Here is a 20,966-nt window from a genome sequence, read left to right as displayed (position 1 = left end):
AGCTATCTACAATAGCTCTCCTGTTATCTCAGTTATTGTTGATGAGCCTTTGTAAATTCAACTATTTTATCAGCTAGTTCTTCAGCTTGGTGTAAGCCAGAGAGCGGATCAGAAGCAAAATAATATTCAGATGGAAGCTCTAATACTTGATTACTTTTAACGACATCTAAGTTTGTCCATGTTGCTGGCAACTGGCCATCTTTGTTAAAGAAATTAATCATGAAGTTATAGTCACCTACATAGTTACCTACTACCTCATAGGAAATCTCATAACGTCCATTACTTGCTTCCTTTGTATCAAAAATCTCCTGCACCTTTTCTTGAGGTTTCATGCCCAAAATTTGATAGAGCGCTCTACCGCCCGATACACTAGATTTCCCTATAATCGTTGCATTTTTTTCAAACATTTCATAAATAGTAAATGTAGATCCTTTTGGAATCACATCCATGATTTTTTCTTTAGCTTTTGCGATCCGATCTTCAAATTCTTTTGTAAAGGCCTTAGCCTCTTCTTGTCTTCCTAAGTAATTCCCCATTGCCTTAATCTCCTCAATCGCTGATTGATGGGTATCTTCAGCGAAGACAATTGTCGGGGCAATTTTTTCATATTTCGCTACATCTTCAATATTCCAAGTAATAATCAAGTCTGGCTTTAACTCTAAAACTTTTTCTAATGACACCTTACCATCTGTACCAATATTCGTAATTTCACCATCCTTATAGTGTTGCTTTAAGAAAGCAGCATAATCAAGGTTAGCCGTTACGCCTCCAACTGGTACAACATCTAACGCTAAAATTTGCCCCAGATACCAATCAGTTACGACTCTCTCTGCCTGCATTGGAATTTCTACTTCGCGTCCACTATCATCTGTTACGGTTCTAGTCTCTGCCTTCTCGGGCGAAGTTGGTTCATCAACCTTAGATTGGCTTGTCTCTTCATTACACGCTGCCATTAAAACGAACAGGCTTAATAAAAAAGGTAGCTTTATATGGTGAATCATCTTCTTCATCATGATTTCATTTTCTCCATTCTCAAATCGTTTTGCTTGCGCGAGCTGATTATTATTGTATTGAAAATGATTCTCATTTGTAATGGCAATTTCGGACATATTAGATGCATATTTCAGCCTAAAGCTACTTGGAGCCAGTTTTGTTGCTTTTTTAAAAGCACGGCTAAAATAATATTCATCTTCAAATCCAAGAGATATGGCAATTTCTTTTATGCCATATTGATTGGTTAATAAATACTGCTTAGCCTGCTCTATTCTCAATTGTTGTAAATATATTTGTGGACCTATTTCATAGCGAGCTTTAAAGATGCGTAATAAATGTCGTGTACTAATCTGAAGCATATCTGCTAATGTCTGGATAGATAATGGTTGATGAATGTGTTGCTTTATAAATAATCGTGCGGCTTCTGCCTTATCAATTTCATGTGGTTTCCCTTGTCCTTCTGCTAATTCTCGAAAGACATGATAGATAAGCTCATAGAAGGATGCCCTTACAGATAAATGCTCCTGTATAGAGCCAGATTGCCATTTGCTATACATATCCTGAAGGATTCTGTGAATGACTATCGGATTTGCGGGTACACAAGAGAAATGTGTTTGGAATGGTTGATAGTGCATGTGCAAATGCTGCATAAAGGCATCTTTGTACATGACATCTCCTTTATAGCTAATGAGAAAATAGCTAACACTCTGATGTGCCTTAATGTGAAGAGATTGAGATTTACCTAGATGAAAAATACTGAAGCGTTGCACATGATAAGATTGATCATCAATGACAATCTGTGCACCGCCTGCTGTGACAATAAGAAACGAGCTATATGTTAAAACCTTTGACACATGAATGTCTGATTTATTTATGTAATCGATTTGCTTCAACTGGATAAATGCATTTTGCCAAAGAAGCATATAGGCATCATAATTCATCTTCGTCTCCTTCAGAACACATATTTACTTACCATTATATTGATAATGATTATCAATTTCAATATACATTTATAAAATAAACATATACAAAAAAAAATCACCACTGACAATTTGATTGTCAATGGTGATGCCCTTTATAAAAGTCCCTTACCCTTTGTTGCTTTTTTCATATCTTCGTTTAGCTTTTCAAAAAATTCTTCATTTGATTTTGTTGTACGTATTTTTTTCAGGAAGCGCTCTGCAAAATCAGGTGCATCAGAAAACGTTTTACGAATTGCCCATAGCTTTTCAAGTTGTTCTGGTTCCAGAAGAAGCTCTTCTTTACGTGTACCCGAACGACGAATGTCAAGCGCAGGGAATATACGGCGTTCCGCTAACTGACGATCAAGATGAAGCTCTAAGTTCCCTGTTCCCTTAAATTCTTCATAGATAACTTCATCCATACGAGAACCTGTATCTACTAAAGCCGTTGCTAAAATTGTTAAACTGCCGCCTTCTTCAATATTACGAGCCGAACCAAAGAAACGTTTCGGTCTATGGAATGCAGCAGGATCAATACCACCAGATAGTGTACGTCCACTTGGTGGAATTACTAAGTTATAAGCACGAGCTAAACGTGTAATAGAGTCCATTAAAATAATTACATCACGTTTATGTTCCACTAAACGTCGTGCGCGTTCTAATACTATTTCAGCCACTTTGACGTGGTTCTCAGGTACTTCATCAAATGTTGAGCTGACAACATCTGCATTGACAGAACGTTCAATATCTGTCACTTCCTCAGGTCGTTCATCAATCAATAGGACAATTAACTCCGCTTGCGGATGATTGGTTGTAATAGCGTTCGCAATCTCTTTTAATAAAGACGTTTTCCCTGCCTTTGGCGGAGCTACAATTAATCCACGTTGTCCAAAGCCTACTGGTGCCACTAAATCCATTATACGTGTGGATAAATTGCGTTGTGTTGTTTCTAGTTTAATTTGTCGATTTGGATATAAAGGTGTTAGTGCTGGGAAATGAACTCGTTCTTTCGCTACTTCAGGATCTTCGCCATTGACAGCATCTACTTGTAATAGGCCATAATAGCGCTCATTTTCCTTCGGTGGACGCACCTTTCCTGACACCTTGTCCCCATTACGCAAATCAAAGCGACGAATTTGGGATGCAGAAATATAAATATCTTCTTTACTTGGTGAGTAGTTGATTGGTCGAAGGAAGCCGAAGCCCTCTTGCGAAACAATTTCTAGTACGCCTTCCATAAAGAAATAGCCCTCTTGCTCTGAACGCGTTTTCAAAATAGCAAATATCAATTCTTTTTTCGTTAGCTTGCTATAATAAGAAATTTTATATTGGCGTGCAAGGGCGTAAAGCTCTTTTAACGTCATGTTTTCTAATTGAGCGATTGTCAATGCAGACATATGCACAACTCCAGTCTTTTTCAAAATATAATTCAATTTAATGGGGTTATCATTGAAGTTTACGATTGGCTCTGCTAACGCTTATATGGTTGCCTTTAATAATATCTATTGAAATACTTCCACCATATAACTAAACATTGCCTTAAAAATATGGGATGGTTATTTAAAGAAGAAGGTACCTAGCACAATAGATGTACTAGGTATATTTTAGAAGAAAATAACATTAATATCTAGGTTTTTTCTCAAGAGCGTGACGGCCTTCAACAAAGCGAACCGTACCAGATTTAGCACGCATAACTACTGAATGAGTTAAGGCATAAGCACCTTTATATTGAACACCCTTTAAAAGCTCGCAATCTGTTACTGCTGTCGCTGCAAAAATAGCATCGTCACCTTTTACTAGGTCATCTAAATAAAGAACTTTTTCAACATCCACACCCATTTTTGTGCAGCGTTCTAATTGCTCTTCATCTTCTGGTACTAGTTTTGCTTGGAAGTCACCACCAAGGCATTTTAAAGCTACTGCTGCTATAACACCCTCAGGTGCACCACCTGTTCCAAACATAATATCAATGCCTGTTTCATCAAAAGCCGTATTGATTGCTGCACCAACATCGCCATCTTGGATAAATTTAATACGTGCACCAGCCTCACGAATTTCATCAACAATCGCTTGGTGACGTGGTCGATCTAAAAGAGTAGCTACAACATCAGAAATATCTTTATTTTTAGCTTTTGCTACTTGTAATAAGTTATAAGTGACGGAAGCATTGATATCCACTTTGCCCGCCGCTTCTGGTCCTACAGCAATTTTCTCCATGTACATATCTGGTGCATTTAACAGATTCCCTTTATCTGCAATAGCAAGAACTGTCATAGCACCATTTGTACCTTTTGCTACAATGTTTGTACCTTCTAAAGGATCTACTGCAATATCTACTTTAGGACCACCATTTCGTAAACCAAGTTCTTCACCAATATAAAGCATTGGTGCTTCATCCATTTCGCCTTCACCAATTACTACTGTAGCATGCATTGGAATTGTATCGAACATTTTGCGCATCGCTGTTGTTGCTGCATCGTCTGCCTCAATTTTCAAACCGCGCCCCATCCATTTCCCGGATGCGATTGCTGCTGCTTCTGTTACTCGTACTACTTCCATCGATAAACTACGTTCCATTGTTGCTTTGCCTCCCGTTATGGGCACCTTTTCGTGCCAAAACATTCAAATTACCTCTATTGTAACATAATTGGTTGAAAACTTTTAGCTCTCATTATTCCTTTGTCTCAGCTACACGTGCCACAATTGTTTCACGTCGAATATCAGCGCCTAAATCACGTAATTTCTCAATAAGTGAGCTATAGCCACGTTCGATATGATAGATATCCTGAATCTCAGTTTCTCCTTCTGCTAAGAGTCCAGCTAACACTAAAGCTGCTCCAGCACGAAGATCTGTAGCTGTGACAGTTGAGCCATGTAATCTACTCGGCCCTTTAATAATTGCTGTGTTTCCTTCTACACGAGCATCTGCATTCATACGACGAAGTTCATCAATATGCTTGAAACGAGCTGTGTAAATAGTATCTGTTACTTTTGAGGAACCGAATGCTTGTGACATTAACACGGCAAGCGGTTGTTGAATATCCGTTGGGAATCCAGGGTATACCAATGTTTTGACATCCACTGCCTGTAATGTTGAGAGGTCTGTTTTTGGTACATAAATACTTTCTTCACCAATCTCAATTTTCACACCCATTTCACGAAGCTTGGCGATAATTGCTTCTAAGTGAAGTGGAATAACGTTATCGATTGTTATACCATCACCAACTGCTGCAGCCATAATCAAAAATGTAGAGGCCTCAATGCGATCAGGTATAATCGTATGTTCAGTACCATGTAGCTCTTCTACGCCTTCGATACGAATGACACTTGTACCTGCACCTTTAATATTGGCACCCATATTTGTTAGAAGTGTCGCCACATCAATTATCTCAGGTTCTTTTGCAGCATTTTCAATGACAGTACGTCCCTTAGCAAGGACAGCAGCAAGCATGATATTAATCGTAGCCCCAACACTTGCCACATCTAAATAAATTTTTGCCCCTATCAATTCATCTGCACGTAAATAAATGGCTCCGTGTTCATTAGTAATTTTAGCTCCTAAAGCCTCAAAGCCCTTTATATGTTGATCAATAGGTCGAGGTCCTAAAAAACAGCCTCCAGGTAAACCAATAACTGCTTTTTTGAAACGTCCAAGCATAGCCCCCATTAAATAATAAGAAGCACGTAACTTTTTAACGTTGCCGTTTGGTAAGGGCAATGCAATCATCTCTGTTGGATCGATTGTCATTTTCCCATTCTCAAATGAAACTTCTCCACCAATTTCCTCTAATAGAGCCTTTAACGTCCAAGCATCTGAAATTTCGGGTATCCCTCCAATAGTCACTGGAGAGTTCGCCAAAATTGATGCAGGAATTAAGGCGACTGCACTATTTTTTGCGCCACTAACTTTAATTGTACCTTGTAGACGATTTTCGCCAGTAATTTTATAAACATCCATTTTGCGTTCTCCCTCATGATTGGAAAGTAGTATTTTTGCAATTTGCACACTTTATAATCTTATTATTCGCCTTTTCTCTTATTCCAATCCGCTAAAAATCCTTCAATTCCTTTTTCAGTTAATGGATGGTGGAAAAGCTGCTTTAATACTTTAAACGGAGTAGTTGAAATATGTGCACCTGCTAAAGCCGCTGCTGTAACGTGTTGCGGGTGACGGACAGAGGCAGCGATAATTTGTGTATCGATATTATGGATTGTAAAAATATCTGCAATTGTTTCAATTAACTCAACACCATTTTGACCAATGTCATCTAAACGGCCGATAAATGGTGATACGTATGTAGCACCTGCACGCGCAGCCATTAATGCTTGGTTAGCACTAAAAATTAATGTCACGTTTGTTTTAATTCCTTTGTTTGCAAAGAATCGACATGCCTCTAATCCAGCTGGTGTCATAGGAAGCTTTACTGTGATGTTTGGCGCAATCGCAGCTAATTCCAAACCTTCTTTAATCATACCTTCTGCATCAAGTGCAATAACTTCCCCACTTACAGAGCCATCAACAAGCTCAGCGATTTCGCGAAGACGATCATGGAAAGAAACATTCTCTTCTTTAGCCACTAACGATGGGTTTGTCGTTACTCCTGATAAAATACCCCATGCATGTGCCTCTTTAATCTCTTCAAAGTTTGCTGTATCAATGAAAAATTTCATATTATTTCCTCCTGATCATTTTTCTTATATTATTAAATATTTTCCAAAATTTCTTTATTTCAAAAACAAGAGAAGGTCGATTGAAAGCATCAACACTTCTCTTATTATGTGTATTTATCTATGCTTTTGTAACATATTAAATGCAAAAATTATGCTTTTTGTGCACTTCCAAATTCACGAATTTTACCAATAACCGTAGCTTTGATGGCTTCACGTGCTGGACCAAGGAATTTACGTGGGTCGTAAACAACTTTGTCGTTGTCCAGAATTTCACGAATTACTTTTGTTGCTTCAATTTGATTTTCAGTATTGACGTTAATTTTAGCCGTACCTAACGAAATAGAACGTTGGATATCTTTTGTTGGGATACCTGTACCACCATGTAAAACAAGTGGAAGGTTTGCCAATTTAGAGATTTCCTCCATTTCTTTAAAGCCTAAGTTTGGCTCTCCTTTGTAAGGACCATGTACAGAGCCAAGTGCTGGCGCTAAGCAGTCAATGTCAGTTAGTTCAACCATTTTGCGACATTCTTCTGGATCAGCGTAAATAATACCACCGATTACGCCATCTTCATCTCCACCAACTGTCCCTAATTCTGCTTCCACAGAAACGCCTTTAGCATGTGCGTATTCTACTACTTCTGAAGTAATTTTCACATTTTCCTCAAATGGGTGATGTGATGCATCAATCATCACGGAAGTAAAGCCTGCATCAATTGCTTCTTTACATTTTGCAAAGCTAGAACCATGGTCAAGGTGAATTGCTACAGGAACTGTAGTACCGTAAGATTCCATTAAACCTTTTACCATATGAACAACAGAAATAAATCCGCCCATATATTTACCTGCACCTTCAGAAACACCAAGAATCACTGGAGACTTTTCTTCTTCAGCTGCTTGTAAAATTGCTTGAGTCCATTCAAGGTTATTAATGTTGAATTGACCAACAGCATAACCTTCTGCTTTTGCTTTAATTAACATCTCTTTCATAGATACTAATGCCATACTAAAAATCCTCCTCATAGGACTATTCTTTCTACATAAACATGCTCCTCAATCATAGCAAAAATAATAGCCCCTGAAAAGCAGGGGCTATTATTTTCTACCCGAAAGCGAAGTGTAACGTAGCGGCAGGGGTGACGAAGTGGAGTGTTACGTAACGAAGTCATAGCCCCTGAAAAGCAGGGGCTATTATTTTCTACCCGAAAGCGGAGTGTAACGTAGCGGCAGGGGTGACGAAGTGGAGTGTAACGCAACGAAGTCCTCTCACCTGAAAAGCAGGGGCTATTATTTTCTACCCGAAAGCGGAGTGTAACGTAGCGGCAGGGGTGACGAAGTGAAGTGTTACGTAACGAAGTCATAGCCCCTGAAAAGCAGGGGCTATTATTTTCTACCCGAAAGCGAAGTGTAACGTAGCGGCAGGGGTGACGAAGTGAAGAGTAGCGTAACGAAGTCCTCGCACCTGAAAAGCAGGGGCTATTATTTTCTACCCGAAAGCGAAGTGTAACGTAGCGGCAGGGGTGACGAAGTGAAGTGTTACGTAACGAAGTCCTCGCACCTGAAAAGCAGGAGCTATTAATCAACATAAAAAAACAGGCCGTGTGTCCACTGCCTGCTTTTTAAACTTGTAAAGCTTTATTTACTTCATCACGCACTTCGAAAATATCAAACGGTTTTGTAAAGTAACGAATGGCTCCTAATTCTAACGCTTCTTGCACAACATCCAATTCTCCGTATGCTGTCATCATAAAAACAGGCAGCTTCGGAAACTTCTTTTTTAAACGTCTCAAAATTTCAATACCATCCATTCCTGGAATTTTCATGTCCAGTAAAACACAATCCATCTCTTGTTCGTCTGCATACTTTAATGCCTCTGAACCATTTGCTGCTAAATATGTAATATATCCTTCCTTTTTCAGCACTTCATTTAAAAGTAAACGAATTCCCTGCTGATCATCGACAATTAGTAATCGTTTCACATCGCATTCCGCCCTTTTTAGTTTTATTCTTACACAAAAACTTTCTTTATTATGTATAATTCTCCTTTTTCAGCTTAATACCTTCTAGTATTATAAATTATCTGCTTTTGCTTTCTACCTTTTACCCCCTATAATATGAATAGAGGTGGGAACATGTCAAAAATTCTAACAACACAATTAAGTGGATTATTACAAAGAATTATACAAAATGAAGAAGATGCTATCGAGGAAACAGCAAGGTTATTAGCACAAGCCGCAATCGGCGAAGGAAATGTCTATTTTGCTTGCTTTGGAGAAATGCAGGTTGTGGCATTAAATGCACTTCAAGCAGTCGAACCCTTTAGCAAGTTAGCACCTTGGACTACAGACACAAGCTTAACAGAAGCTGATCGGGTTTGCATTTTTACTCGTAGTGCATATGATGAAGAAGCACTCGTCTTAGCACAAAAATTAAATACGCAATTTATTCCCTTTGCTGCTATAGCTAGTGAAGCAGCTAGTGTAGATAACCCTCTTGCTGATTTAGCCTATACGTATGTTTCTACACGCATTAAAGGCGGTTTAATACCAAATGATCTAGGTCAACGTATTGTTGTACCACATGCGCTTGCAGGACTCTTTGTATATGAAGCTGTCAAAATTGCTTATGATGAAATGCTTGGGTTGGATGAAGAAGAATTGTAGTCAGCAAATTAAAAAGAGTTGTCTCGTATTTAACGAGACAACTCTTTTTGATTATTTAAATGTTGAGCCGATAAAATCGCGGAACAATGGTTGTGGACGATTTGGACGTGACACTAGCTCTGGGTGGAATTGACATGCTACAAAGAAGTTGTTTTCTGGTAGCTCAATAATTTCAACCAATTTGCCATCAGGACTTGTACCTGAGAAGACAAGGCCAGCTGCTTCCATTGCCTCACGATATTCATTGTTAAATTCATAGCGGTGACGATGACGCTCATAAACAAGCTCTTTACCATAGGCTTGGCTAGCTTTTGAACCATCCTTTAATTTACATGGGTATAAACCTAAACGTAAAGTACCACCGATATCTACAGTATCATTTTGATCTGGTAGGAAGTCGATAATTGGATACACCGTATTTGCATCAAGCTCTGTAGAATGAGCACCTTTTAGGCCAAGTACATTACGTGCAAATTCTACTGTTGCTAATTGCATACCTAAACAAATGCCTAGGAAAGGAACATTATTTTCACGTGCATATTGTGTTGCTAAGATTTTACCTTCAACACCACGATCACCAAAGCCGCCTGGTACTAAAATAGCGTCAGCACCTTTTAATAGCGAGGCCACATTGTTAGCATCAACGTGTTCTGCATTAATCCAGTCAATTTCAATATCAGAATTAAATGCATATCCAGCATGCTTTAATGCCTCAACTACAGAAATGTAAGCATCTTGTAGTTCTACGTATTTCCCTACTAATGCTACCTTTCTTTTATTTGGTAAGTTCTTCACTTTTTCTACAAGGTCACGCCATTCTTCCATATCTGCTTCTGGAGCTTCCATACCAAAATGATCCAAAACGATATCATCTATATCTTGCGCATGTAGGTTTAATGGTACTTCATATAAATGCTCAGCATCACGAGATTCAATAATTTCATGTGGTTGAACATCACAGAATAATGCTAATTTCTCTTTCATCTCTTGTGGTACTTCTTGTTCAGTTCGAACTACGATAATATTTGGCTGAATACCTAAAGAGCGTAATTCTTTAACAGAATGCTGTGTAGGTTTTGTTTTAAGTTCACCAGCTGCTTTAATATAAGGAATAAGTGTACAGTGAATATACATTACATTGTTATGCCCTAAATTTGTTTTCATTTGGCGAATGGCTTCTAGGAATGGCAATGATTCAATATCACCTACTGTTCCACCAACCTCTGTGATCACAACATCTGCATTTGTTTCACGACCAGCACGTTGGATACGATCTTTGATTTCGTTTGTAATATGAGGAATTACTTGGACTGTTCCACCATTATAATCTCCACGACGTTCTTTCTGTAATACAGATTGGTAAACACGACCTGAAGTTACTGTAGAATGTTTCCCTAGGTTAATATCAATAAAACGTTCATAGTGTCCTAAGTCTAAATCAGCCTCAGCACCATCATCTGTTACAAAAACCTCACCATGTTGATAAGGACTCATCGTACCTGGGTCAATATTGATATATGGGTCAAATTTTTGAATCGTCACTTCTAACCCACGATTTTTTAATAAACGGCCTAAAGATGCTGCAACAATCCCTTTTCCAAGTGATGATACAACCCCACCTGTTACAAAAATATACTTCGTCATGAATAAATTCCTCCTTATGATGTTCTAAAATATTAGTGCGTTTAGGGGGGATCAGAACCATTTACATTCTAATACCCTAAAAAAAGAAAAGCCGAGAATGTCTACAAAATGTAGTCGATTCGAAGCTGTAATCGGTTCTATCTCTTTTCCACTTTCCTTTAAACCATAAAACTCTAATAACTTTTCAGTCACCGTTTACTATACATCATGAATAATTAAAAACATTTATATTCATATCGGTATTAAAAGTATGGGAGAACTAAAATGATTAAAGTTAAAAACAAAAAAACGCTCCTCCTGCATAGGTTTGCAGGGGGAGCGTATTATATACACGGTCTTTCTCCTTCTTTTAAGGAGCCCAAGTAAAAGATTAAACGTAACCGTGATAGAAGTCAAGATTTTTTGCTTCTAGCTTAAAAGAAAGAAAATTCTAAGTGTACTGTATTAGATCTCTTCCTCTTCTTCCTCAAATTCTTCTTCCTCTTCATCAATAAACTCTTCATCGATTTCTTCATCAATTTCTTCTAGTTCTTCATCGTCAAAGTCGATATCTTCTTTTTCATCATCTTCTTCATCAAGTTCTTCTTCATCAATGAACTCTTCAAAGTCTTCATCAAAGTCGATATCTTCTTCATCTAAGTCTACCTCTTCATCAAGATCTTCATCATCAAAGGCAGCTTTAGATTTTTTCTTTTGAGTCTTAACAGAAGGAGCTGTTTCTTCTTCGATTTGCTCAACTTTAAACCATTCACGTAAGCCCCAGCCTGCTTCTTGATTATATAAGAAGCGACCATCAATATTGATATCTGTATAAAATTGTAACAGACGGGATTTCATTTCTGCATCACTATAGCCCACAAGCTCTTGAATTAATTTTAATAAATCATTAAAAGACACTGAGGCACGTTTTTCATTTAAAATTGCATAAGCTAAGTTAATTAACGATTCTTCTGTTAATTGTTCCTTTGTCATTTCACGAAAATTCAATTCGTGCACTTCCTTTCCCTCATCACAATGGACGTTTTAAAATTACATGGTGCTTTATTCTCCAAGCGCAGCAAAAAAGGCCACGCAAAAGGTTCTTTCCATACAATAAGCATAATACCCATTATATACAAAGTTTTAGCCCCTTTGCTAGCTTCAATTACTGTTTTTTATATTACGCATTTTTTTTATTCCAAGATAAAACAAATAGACAGATAATAGTAGTAAAGGAATAGCGCCAATTTGCTTATTATACAGGAAAAAGGCTCCCAATACTAAAGCTAATATAATTATGTAGTGAATAGCTGATTTCATCCTCTACTGCGCCTCCCCTTTTTTTACATTTCTATTATAACGAAAATAAAAAGAAGTGCCTAATCTTAAGACTAGACACTAGAAATTAGAGAAGCATGATACTTGAATAGAAAACAAGAAGTTTTGATCAACCTTGCTTACATATTACGACGATATTGTCCGCCAACTTCATATAAAGCTTTTGTAATTTGTCCTAAACTCGCTACTTTTACTGACTCCATCAGCTCAGCAAAAATATTACCATTATTGACAGCCACTTCTTGTAGACGTGCAATCGCAGCTTCACTTTCCTCTTCATGGGCTTTCCAAAAAGCTTGTAAATTACGAATTTGTGTCTCTTTTTCTTCTGTCGATGCACGTGCGATTTCCATATTATCTATATCAGCATCTGAAGGTGGATTTGGGTTCAAGTAAGTATTAACACCAATGATTGGTAACTCTCCTGAATGTTTTAACATTTCGTAGTACATAGATTCTTCTTGAATTTTACCACGTTGGTATTGCGTTTCCATAGCACCTAACACACCGCCACGATCATTAATACGATCAAACTCTTCAAGAACCGCTTCTTCCACAAGATCTGTTAATTCTTCAACAATAAACGCGCCTTGTAGTGGGTTTTCATTTTTTGCTAAACCATGCTCTTTTGTAATAATCATTTGAATTGCCATAGCACGTCTTACAGATTCCTCCGTAGGTGTAGTAATGGCCTCATCGTAGGCGTTTGTATGCAATGAGTTACAGTTATCTTGTAATGCCATTAAAGCCTGTAATGTTGTACGAATATCATTAAAATCAATCTCTTGTGCGTGTAAACTACGCCCAGACGTTTGAATGTGATACTTTAGCTTTTGAGCGCGCTCATTAGCACCGTATTTATCACGCATTACAATAGCCCAAATACGTCGTGCCACACGACCGATTACTGTATACTCTGGATCTAGTCCATTTGAGAAGAAGAATGATAAATTTGGTGCAAAGTCATTGATATTCATGCCACGACTTAAATAATACTCTACATACGTAAAGCCATTAGCTAAGGTGAAGGCTAATTGGGAAATAGGGTTTGCTCCAGCTTCCGCAATATGATAACCAGAAATGGAAACAGAATAATAGTTACGTACTTTATGGTCTATAAAGTATTGCTGAATATCGCCCATCATACGCAAAGCAAACTCTGTTGAGAAAATGCATGTATTCTGGCCCTGATCTTCTTTTAAAATATCAGCTTGTACTGTTCCACGTACGACTTGCAATGTTTTTTCACGTGTCTCGGTAAACTCTTCAACTGTCAAAGTTCGTCCTAGCTCTTGCTCACGTAATTGAACTTGTTGATCGATTGCTGTATTCATAAACATTGCTAAAATAATAGGTGCTGGTCCATTAATAGTCATTGATACAGATGTAGACGGTGCACATAAATCAAAGCCTGCGTAAAGTTTTTTCATATCTTCTAGTGTACAGATCGATACACCTGATTCTCCAACCTTACCGTAAATATCTGGACGGTAATCTGGGTCTTCCCCATACAAGGTTACAGAATCAAAAGCTGTAGATAAACGTTTTGCATCATCATCTTTTGATAAATAATGGAAGCGTTTATTTGTACGTTCTGGTGTTCCCTCGCCAGCAAATTGACGCTTCGGATCTTCACCCTCACGTTTGAATTGGAATACACCAGCCGTATATGGGAATTCGCCAGGAACATTTTCTTTATAAACCCAACGCAAGATTTCCCCATAGTCTTCAAACTTCGGTAATGCTACTTTTGGAATTTTCGTGCCAGAAAGACTAGTTGTTTTTAAGATGGTACGAATTTCTTTATCGCGAACTTTAGTCACAAACTCATCGCCAGCATACGCTTCTTTTAATGCCTGCCAATTATCCAATATACGCTTGGATTCTGCTGTTAATTCATCTCTAACACCTTCTGCTAAAGAAGTAAGCGATGCCACAAGCACATCATCTGGAGCTTTTTCTTGGACAGCTGCAATAGCACCTTCTAATTGGAATAGTCGACGAGCAAATGCCACCTGCTGCTCAGTTTTTTTATGATAGCCACGGACAGTGTCCGTAATCTCACGTAAATAATAACGGCGATCGTTTGGAATGATAACATCTTGCTTTTGCGTTTTCGCAAATTGCTCATAGCTTGTTTCCCAATTAAAACCTGTTTTTTCGTTAATTATTTTAACGAGGGCGGCGAATAACGCATTTGTGCCTTTGTCATTAAACTGGCTAGCTATTGTACCGTAGACTGGCATGTTATCAAGTGATTCATCCCAAAGCTCGCGGGAACGTTGATATTGTTTTTGTACTTGTCGAAGGGCGTCCTCTGAGCCTTTTCGCTCAAATTTATTGATCGCAATAACATCTGCAAAGTCAATCATATCAATTTTCTCAAGTTGTGTAGGTGCACCGAATTCGCTTGTCATGACATACATAGATAGATCCGTGTATTTAGTAATTTCGGCATCACCTTGACCGATTCCACTTGTTTCTACGATGATTAAGTCATAACCTGCTACACGTACTACATCTAGCACATCACCAATTGATGCAGATAATTCTGTACGTGAGCCACGTGTTGCTAAACTACGCATATAAACACGGTTATTAAAAATAGCGTTCATGCGAATACGATCCCCAAGCAATGCTCCACCCGTTTTTTGCTTTGTTGGATCGACTGATAGAATGGCTACACGTTTATCTGGGAATTCTTTTAGGAAGCGGCGAATCAGTTCATCCGTTAAGGATGATTTCCCTGCACCACCTGTTCCCGTAATCCCCATTACTGGCGTACCTTTTGAAAGCTTTCTTGCCTCTGCTAGCATTTCTTTCGTAGCTTCATCGTCATTTGACTCAGCTGCTGTTATTAGATTGGCTAAAATTTCAGGCGTCTCTGTCGTTAAAGACTTTAATTTCTCTAAATAATTACCTGTTGCAGTAGGAAAATCTGTTCCTTTAATTTGTTCATTAATCATTCCCTGTAGCCCTAAAACACGGCCATCCTCTGGTGAGAATATCCCTGCAATGCCATACGTATGAAGCTCTTTAATTTCACGAGGTAAAATAACTCCTCCACCACCGCCATAAATTTTAATATGTGGTGCTCCTTTTTCGCGCAGTAAATCATACATATATTTAAAGTATTCCATATGTCCGCCTTGATAAGAAGAAACCGCAATCCCTTGTGCATCTTCTTGTATCGCAGCATTCACGACTTCTTCAACAGAACGATTATGACCTAAATGGATTACTTCTACACCGCTCGATTGTAAAATGCGTCGCATAATATTGACTGAAGCATCATGTCCATCAAAAAGACTCGATGCTGTCACAAAACGTACGTGATTTTTTGGACGATATACTTCTACCTTTGTCATATGAAATCCCCACTTTCTCCCCTTATTGAATAAAAAAAGCCGGCATTGCAATATCGCTATATGCAATTGCCGACAAACCCCTTACAAATATTAAAACCCCTTTATGCCTGAAATGAACAAGGTGATTTGCATGTCAATGAATTCGTCTATTGAATGCTGACGATGTAAAGCCCATTTGCGAAACGCCCAGCTTTGTCCTGAAACAACTAAGTTATTGGCTGCTAAATGGATTTGCTTCTCTGTCATAGTTAGTTCGCCAGACTGGACACATCGCTGTAACAAGCGTTCAAATGTGGCAACCATTTCAAACTCTTTACTAAAAACATAGCGTTGTGCTTCTTTTGACAATGATTTTGTTTCTTGATACATGATTGTTAGCTCATCAACCATACTATCGATTTGCAGGAAGTATTCCCGAATCATTTCTTTTAACTCATCAATAGTTCCTGCTTTAATCTCATAACTTGAAAGACGCTCCATTGCATGGTGATAGATACTGTCACAAACAAGGTATAGAACATCTTCCTTCGTTCGGATGTATTCATACAAAGTACCGATACTAAAGCCAGCAGCTTTTGCAATTTCTCTCGTCGTGGCACGGTGAAAGCCTTTTTCTTTAAATAGCTTAATAGCTCCTTGAATCATTTGTTCACGACGAATGGCGATTAGATTTTCATCTTTTACGGTTGACTGTACTTGGGGCCTTTTATCTTTATCAGTCATCAATTATTTCGTTAGCATACGCGAGATAACAAGACGTTGAATCTCCTGCGTACCTTCGTAAATTTGTGTAATTTTAGCATCACGCATAAAGCGCTCTACAGGGTAATCTTTTGTATAACCATAGCCACCAAAAACTTGAACCGCCTCTGTCGTTACACTCATTGCTGTATCGCCAGCCATTAATTTCGCCATTGCAGATGCCTTACCATATGGTAGGTTATTAGATTCTAACCATGCCGCTTGGTATGTAAGAAGTCGAGAAGCCTCAATTTGAGTTGCCATATCGGCTAATTTAAAGGAAATGCCTTGATTTGCAGTGATCGGTTTACCAAATTGCACACGTTCTTTGGCATAGTCAACTGCTGCATCGAGTGCTCCTTGTGCAATTCCTACTGCTTGAGCCGCAATACCATTACGTCCACCATCTAGTGTCGTCATGGCAATCTTAAAGCCTTCCCCTTCAGCCCCTAATAGATTTTCCTTTGGAACACGACAGTTATCAAAAATAATCTCTGTTGTTGGAGATGAACGAATTCCTAATTTTTTTTCTTTCTTCCCTACAGAGAAACCTTCAAATCCAGCTTCCACGATAAATGCGGATGTGCCATGTTTTGCTTCAGGGTCTGTTACTGCAAATACAATATATGTATCTGCTACTCCACCGTTCGTAATAAAGATTTTTGAGCCATTTAAAATATAATCATCGCCATCACGTTTTGCATAAGTTTTCATGCCACCCGCATCAGAGCCAGAGCCAGGTTCTGTTAAACCATATGCACCAATATGTTTGCCTTCAGCCATTGGACGAAGGTATTTTTGTTTTTGTTCTTCTGTACCGAACTTGTAAAGTGGCCAACCTGCCAGTGAAGTATGTGCAGATAAAGTTACACCAGTCGAAGCACAAACACGTGAAAGTTCCTCAACAGCTATGACATATGCAAGGTAATCAAATCCTGCACCACCATATTCCTCAGGCCATGGAATACCAGTAAGCCCAAGCTCAGCCATTTTGTCGAAAATCGCACGGTCAAATTCTTCATTTTCGTCACGTTCAGCAGCTGTTGGCGCCACTTCATTTATAGCAAAATCACGAATCATTTCACGTAATTGTTCATGCTCTTCTGTTAACTGAAAGTTCATTGTCCATTTCCCCTTTTTAGTTAGACTCTGTTTTGTGTTACCTGATTATTGTTAGGTTGGATTGAGCGGGTTTGCCTTATTTCAGAGCAGTTCACACCCTTAATAAACGTTTTCCCCTCACTCTTGAACGGTTTCCATCACTTTGTACCATTCGCAATATCAGGCTTTATTTCAGTAAATGTTTACTAATGACTAGTCGTTGAATTTCACTTGTACCTTCATAGATTTCTGTCACCTTTGCATCGCGGAAATAGCGCTCTACTGGATAATCTTCCGTATAGCCGTAGCCGCCAAATATTTGAACAGCCTCTATTGCCGTTTGTACCGCTGTTCGTGATGAGAAAAGTTTAGCCATTGAAGCTTCTGCTCCACATGGTAAACCTTTTGCACGTAAATCGGCTGCACGATAGACTAACAGTTTTGCAGATTCAACAGCCGTTGCCATATCCGCAAGCTTAAAGCCAACACCTTGTTGTGCGGCAATCGGCTTACCAAATTGAATGCGTTCTTTAGCATAAGCAGTAGACGCCTCTAGTGCCGCCTCAGCAATTCCTAACGCCTGTGCCGCAATGCCGATTCGTCCAACATCTAAATTGGCCATCGCAATTTTAAAGCCTTCTCCCTCTTCCCCAAGTAGGTTGTCGGCTGGAATGCGACAATTATCGAATGTCAGCTGAACTGTACGTGAGCCGTGTAAGCCCATCTTATGCTCATCTTTTCCGATGATTAAACCAGGTGTTCCCTTTTCAACAATAAATGCTGAGATACCCTTTGTTTTTTCAGCTGGGTTAGTAGATGCGAATACAATATACACATCAGCTTCTCCACCATTTGTAATAAATACTTTGGAGCCGTTAATCACATATTCATTGCCATCACGCACTGCCTTTGACTGTAAAGAGCCAGCGTCTGAGCCTGCACTTGGTTCTGTTAAACAAAATGCACCTAAATATTCGCCTGTTGCAAGCTTTGGTACATAACGTTTCTTTTGTTCGTCATTCCCAAAGTAAATAATTGGATTCGTTCCAACTGAAGTATGGACGGATAAAATAACACCCATTACAGCGCTTACTTTTGATAGTTCATTAATCGCAATAATATAAGATGTAAAATCCATACCAGAGCCACCTAAGTCTTCTGGAGTCGTAATCCCCATTAAGCCAAGTTCACCCATTTGCTGTAGAAGCTCACGTGGAAATTCTCCCGCTTCCATTCGCTCCACCCATGGTTGAATTTTTTCCTGAGCAAATTGACGAACCATATCGCGCATCATAATTTGCTCATCTGTAAATTGCAAATGCATCTATAATGTCACCCCTCTAAGTTGTCCCGAAACATCTAAATAACCCCATCCCCATAGGATTATTCGTAAACGTAAAAGCCTCTTCCTGATTTCTTACCTAGCCAGCCAGCTGCAACGTATTTACGTAGCAGTGGGCAAGGGCGATATTTACTGTCTCCAAGACCCTCATGTAAAATTTCCATGATGTAAAGACAAGTATCTAAACCAATGAAGTCTGCCAATGTTAATGGCCCCATCGGATGATTCATACCAAGCTTCATCACATCATCAATTGCTTCTTTTGTTGCCACACCTTCGTAAAGTGCGTAAATCGCTTCATTAATCATCGGTAGTAGGATTCGGTTTGAAATAAATCCTGGGAAATCATTCACTTCTACTGGTGTTTTCGATAATTTAACCGTCATCTCTTCGACAGCTTTGTACACTTCATCTGTTGTTGCTAAACCTCGAATGATTTCAACAAGTTTCATAACTGGTACAGGGTTCATAAAATGCATACCAATTACTTGCTCTGGACGCTTTGTTACTGCTGCAATTTCTGTAATAGGCAGTGAAGATGTATTCGTAGCTAAAATAGCATGTGCTGGCGCAATGCTATCAAGTTGCTTAAAGATGGATTGCTTAATTTCCATATTTTCCACAGCTGCTTCAATGATAATATCTACATCACTAGCATCTTGTAAATCTAGCGACATACTAATTCGACTTAGAACAGCAGCCTTCTCATCTTCAGTTTTACGACCCTTTTCTACATCACGTGATAAATTTTTCGTAATAACCCCTAATCCACGCTCGAAAAATTCTTGTTTGATATCGTTCAATTTCACATCAAAGCCTGCTTGTGCACAAACTTGGGCAATACCAGAGCCCATTTGCCCTGCACCAATGACCATTACCTTTTGAATTCCCATTAGTTCAGTCCCCCTGTTTTTGGTACTTCAATCATAATTGCATCACCTTGGCCGCCGCCTGAACAAATTGCGGCAATGCCAATGCCACCGCCACGACGCTTCAATTCCTGTGCAAGTGTTAATATTATACGTGCACCAGATGCCCCAATCGGATGACCTAAAGCAACTGCACCGCCATTAACATTCACTTTTTCTGCATCTAAATCTGCCAACTGCTTGCTGACTAAAGCTACCGCTGCAAAGGCTTCATTGATTTCAATTAAATCAATATCTGCTAATGATTTGTTAGTCTTTTTCAGTAATTTATTAATAACAAGACCTGGTGTTTGCGGGAAGTTTTCTGGCTCAAGCGCAAGTTCTTCGTGACCAATGATTACTGCCAATGGTTCTCTACCTTCACGTTTTGCACGTTCTTCACTCATAACGACAAGTGCACATGCACCGTCGTTAACCCCAGGTGCATTACCTGCTGTAATCGTGCCATCCTTGTCAAAGGCTGGTTTTAGCTTCGCCAGTACTTCCAAAGACGTCCCTGCTCTTGGTGCCTCATCTGTATCAACAATAAGTGGTGCACCTTTTCGTTGAGGAATCTCCACTGGTACGATTTCTTCAGCGAAGTAACCTTTTTCAATTGCGGCTAACGCGCGTTCATGACTGCGTACTGACCAAGTGTCCTGTTCTTCTCGGCTTAGCGAGAACTCTTTAGCTGTTGCATTACCATAGCTACCCATATGTGGTCTTGCTTTATCGAAAGCACATGTTAAGCCGTCATATAGCATGCCATCTACCATTGTAGAATCTCCCATACGCAAACCATTTCGACCATTCAGAAGATAATATGGTGCATTGGACATAGATTCCATGCCACCCGCAATAATCACTTCTTCGTCCCCTAAACGAATCAATTGATCTGCTAATGTCACCGCACGCATCCCTGAAGCACAAACTTTATTGATTGTTTCTGTTTTTACTGCTGTTGGTAAATTGGCCTTCAGCGCAGCCTGTCGAGAAGGAATTTGCCCCTGTCCCCCTTGTAAAACAGAACCTAAAATTACCTCATCCACTTGCTCAGGTGCAAGATTTGCCTTCTCTAATGCCCCTTTAATGGCAATCGCACCTAAATCACTTGCATGTAATGCTGATAATGAACCTCCAAATTTACCAAACACAGTTCTTGCTCCTGCTAAAATTACAGCTCTATTCAAGTAAAACACCCCTTTTGTTTTACGTTCTCGATGAAGATGCAAAGCATTATTGACTGAACGCTCGCTC

16 protein-coding genes are annotated in these 20,966 nt (G+C 39.0%); 1 reads left to right on the top strand and 15 read right to left on the bottom strand.

From position 1 onward, the window contains the following. Window positions 1-32: 32 nt before the first annotated feature. From C7B89_RS17705 to C7B89_RS17675, 7 genes are all read right to left on the bottom strand, one after another. Entirely contained in the window at window positions 33-1,934 is a 1,902-nt protein-coding gene (locus C7B89_RS17705; RefSeq protein WP_115674207.1) for a helix-turn-helix domain-containing protein, read from the bottom strand. 134 nt (window positions 1,935-2,068) lie between these two features. Then, window positions 2,069-3,352, bottom strand: a complete 1,284-nt coding sequence (gene rho / locus C7B89_RS17700) for a transcription termination factor Rho (RefSeq protein WP_016992739.1) — start codon at window positions 3,350-3,352, stop codon at window positions 2,069-2,071. A 223-nt stretch (window positions 3,353-3,575) separates the two neighbouring features. Continuing rightward, a complete protein-coding gene (gene glpX, locus C7B89_RS17695) occupies window positions 3,576-4,532 on the bottom strand; it encodes a class II fructose-bisphosphatase (protein ID WP_004269449.1) in 957 nt (318 codons plus the stop codon). A 94-nt stretch (window positions 4,533-4,626) separates the two neighbouring features. Continuing rightward, window positions 4,627-5,913, bottom strand: a complete 1,287-nt coding sequence (locus C7B89_RS17690; protein ID WP_048395599.1) for a UDP-N-acetylglucosamine 1-carboxyvinyltransferase — start codon at window positions 5,911-5,913, stop codon at window positions 4,627-4,629. A gap of 62 nt (window positions 5,914-5,975) precedes the next feature. Continuing rightward, on the bottom strand, window positions 5,976-6,626 hold the full coding sequence (gene fsa, locus C7B89_RS17685; protein WP_004269447.1) for a fructose-6-phosphate aldolase: 651 nt from the start codon (window positions 6,624-6,626) through the stop codon (window positions 5,976-5,978). Between the two features lie 149 nt (window positions 6,627-6,775). Then, complete coding sequence (locus C7B89_RS17680; RefSeq protein ID WP_048395593.1) at window positions 6,776-7,630, bottom strand: class II fructose-bisphosphate aldolase; 855 nt, start codon at window positions 7,628-7,630, stop codon at window positions 6,776-6,778. 614 nt (window positions 7,631-8,244) lie between these two features. After that, window positions 8,245-8,604, bottom strand: coding sequence for a response regulator (locus tag C7B89_RS17675; protein ID WP_004269444.1), 360 nt, complete (start codon window positions 8,602-8,604; stop codon window positions 8,245-8,247). Window positions 8,605-8,757: 153 nt separating this feature from the next. On the opposite strand from C7B89_RS17675, the gene C7B89_RS17670 reads away from it, so the two are divergent. Next, a complete protein-coding gene (locus C7B89_RS17670; RefSeq protein ID WP_054548562.1) occupies window positions 8,758-9,288 on the top strand; it encodes a DUF2529 family protein in 531 nt (176 codons plus the stop codon). Window positions 9,289-9,339: 51 nt separating this feature from the next. Here C7B89_RS17670 and C7B89_RS17665 read toward each other — a convergent pair whose 3' ends face one another. The 8 genes from C7B89_RS17665 to C7B89_RS17630 all read right to left on the bottom strand — a co-directional run bounded on the left by C7B89_RS17665 (window position 9,340) and on the right by C7B89_RS17630 (window position 20,899). After that, entirely contained in the window at window positions 9,340-10,932 is a 1,593-nt protein-coding gene (locus tag C7B89_RS17665; RefSeq protein ID WP_115674206.1) for a CTP synthase, read from the bottom strand. Window positions 10,933-11,376: 444 nt separating this feature from the next. Further along, on the bottom strand, window positions 11,377-11,919 hold the full coding sequence (gene rpoE, locus C7B89_RS17660) for a DNA-directed RNA polymerase subunit delta (protein WP_115674205.1): 543 nt from the start codon (window positions 11,917-11,919) through the stop codon (window positions 11,377-11,379). A gap of 449 nt (window positions 11,920-12,368) precedes the next feature. Then, window positions 12,369-15,617 (bottom strand): fused isobutyryl-CoA mutase/GTPase IcmF, encoded by a 3,249-nt coding sequence (gene icmF, locus C7B89_RS17655; protein ID WP_048393735.1) that lies wholly within the window; start codon window positions 15,615-15,617, stop codon window positions 12,369-12,371. A 90-nt stretch (window positions 15,618-15,707) separates the two neighbouring features. Further along, entirely contained in the window at window positions 15,708-16,340 is a 633-nt protein-coding gene (locus C7B89_RS17650) for a TetR/AcrR family transcriptional regulator (RefSeq protein ID WP_048393737.1), read from the bottom strand. Window positions 16,341-16,343: 3 nt separating this feature from the next. Further along, window positions 16,344-17,480: an acyl-CoA dehydrogenase gene (locus C7B89_RS17645; RefSeq protein WP_016993589.1), complete on the bottom strand. Its 1,137-nt coding sequence runs from the start codon at window positions 17,478-17,480 to the stop codon at window positions 16,344-16,346. A 166-nt stretch (window positions 17,481-17,646) separates the two neighbouring features. Continuing rightward, window positions 17,647-18,783 carry an acyl-CoA dehydrogenase gene (locus tag C7B89_RS17640; RefSeq protein WP_115674204.1) on the bottom strand — a complete coding sequence of 379 codons (1,137 nt, stop codon included), beginning with the start codon at window positions 18,781-18,783 and terminating at the stop codon, window positions 17,647-17,649. Window positions 18,784-18,842: 59 nt separating this feature from the next. After that, window positions 18,843-19,694: a 3-hydroxybutyryl-CoA dehydrogenase gene (locus tag C7B89_RS17635; protein WP_103117416.1), complete on the bottom strand. Its 852-nt coding sequence runs from the start codon at window positions 19,692-19,694 to the stop codon at window positions 18,843-18,845. Further along, window positions 19,694-20,899 (bottom strand): acetyl-CoA C-acetyltransferase, encoded by a 1,206-nt coding sequence (locus tag C7B89_RS17630; protein ID WP_103117415.1) that lies wholly within the window; start codon window positions 20,897-20,899, stop codon window positions 19,694-19,696. Before C7B89_RS17630 ends, C7B89_RS17635 begins: the two co-directional genes overlap by 1 nt. Between the last annotated feature and the right edge of the window lie 67 nt (window positions 20,900-20,966).

The organism is Lysinibacillus capsici, from assembly GCF_003367505.1.
In the GTDB taxonomy this organism is placed as follows: domain Bacteria; phylum Bacillota; class Bacilli; order Bacillales_A; family Planococcaceae; genus Lysinibacillus; species Lysinibacillus capsici.
The sequence above is the reverse complement of the archived record's forward strand: the minus strand, read 5'-3'. Positions and strand labels throughout refer to the sequence as shown.

Excerpts from the sequence above, each read along its gene's own strand:
- C7B89_RS17635 (WP_103117416.1), bottom strand. The coding sequence starts at position 19,694 with ATGGGAATTCAAAAGGTAATGGTCATTGGTGCAGGGCAAATGGGCTCT.
- C7B89_RS17645 (WP_016993589.1), bottom strand. The coding sequence starts at position 17,480 with ATGAACTTTCAGTTAACAGAAGAGCATGAACAATTACGTGAAATGATT.
- C7B89_RS17680 (WP_048395593.1), bottom strand. The coding sequence starts at position 7,630 with ATGGCATTAGTATCTATGAAAGAGATGTTAATTAAAGCAAAAGCAGAA.
- C7B89_RS17640 (WP_115674204.1), bottom strand. The coding sequence starts at position 18,783 with ATGCATTTGCAATTTACAGATGAGCAAATTATGATGCGCGATATGGTT.
- C7B89_RS17650 (WP_048393737.1), bottom strand. The coding sequence starts at position 16,340 with ATGACTGATAAAGATAAAAGGCCCCAAGTACAGTCAACCGTAAAAGAT.
- C7B89_RS17690 (WP_048395599.1), bottom strand. The coding sequence starts at position 5,913 with ATGGATGTTTATAAAATTACTGGCGAAAATCGTCTACAAGGTACAATT.
- C7B89_RS17670 (WP_054548562.1), top strand. The coding sequence starts at position 8,758 with ATGTCAAAAATTCTAACAACACAATTAAGTGGATTATTACAAAGAATT.
- icmF (WP_048393735.1), bottom strand. The coding sequence starts at position 15,617 with ATGACAAAGGTAGAAGTATATCGTCCAAAAAATCACGTACGTTTTGTG.
- C7B89_RS17665 (WP_115674206.1), bottom strand. The coding sequence starts at position 10,932 with ATGACGAAGTATATTTTTGTAACAGGTGGGGTTGTATCATCACTTGGA.
- fsa (WP_004269447.1), bottom strand. The coding sequence starts at position 6,626 with ATGAAATTTTTCATTGATACAGCAAACTTTGAAGAGATTAAAGAGGCA.
- C7B89_RS17705 (WP_115674207.1), bottom strand. The coding sequence starts at position 1,934 with ATGAATTATGATGCCTATATGCTTCTTTGGCAAAATGCATTTATCCAG.
- glpX (WP_004269449.1), bottom strand. The coding sequence starts at position 4,532 with ATGGAACGTAGTTTATCGATGGAAGTAGTACGAGTAACAGAAGCAGCA.
- rho (WP_016992739.1), bottom strand. The coding sequence starts at position 3,352 with ATGTCTGCATTGACAATCGCTCAATTAGAAAACATGACGTTAAAAGAG.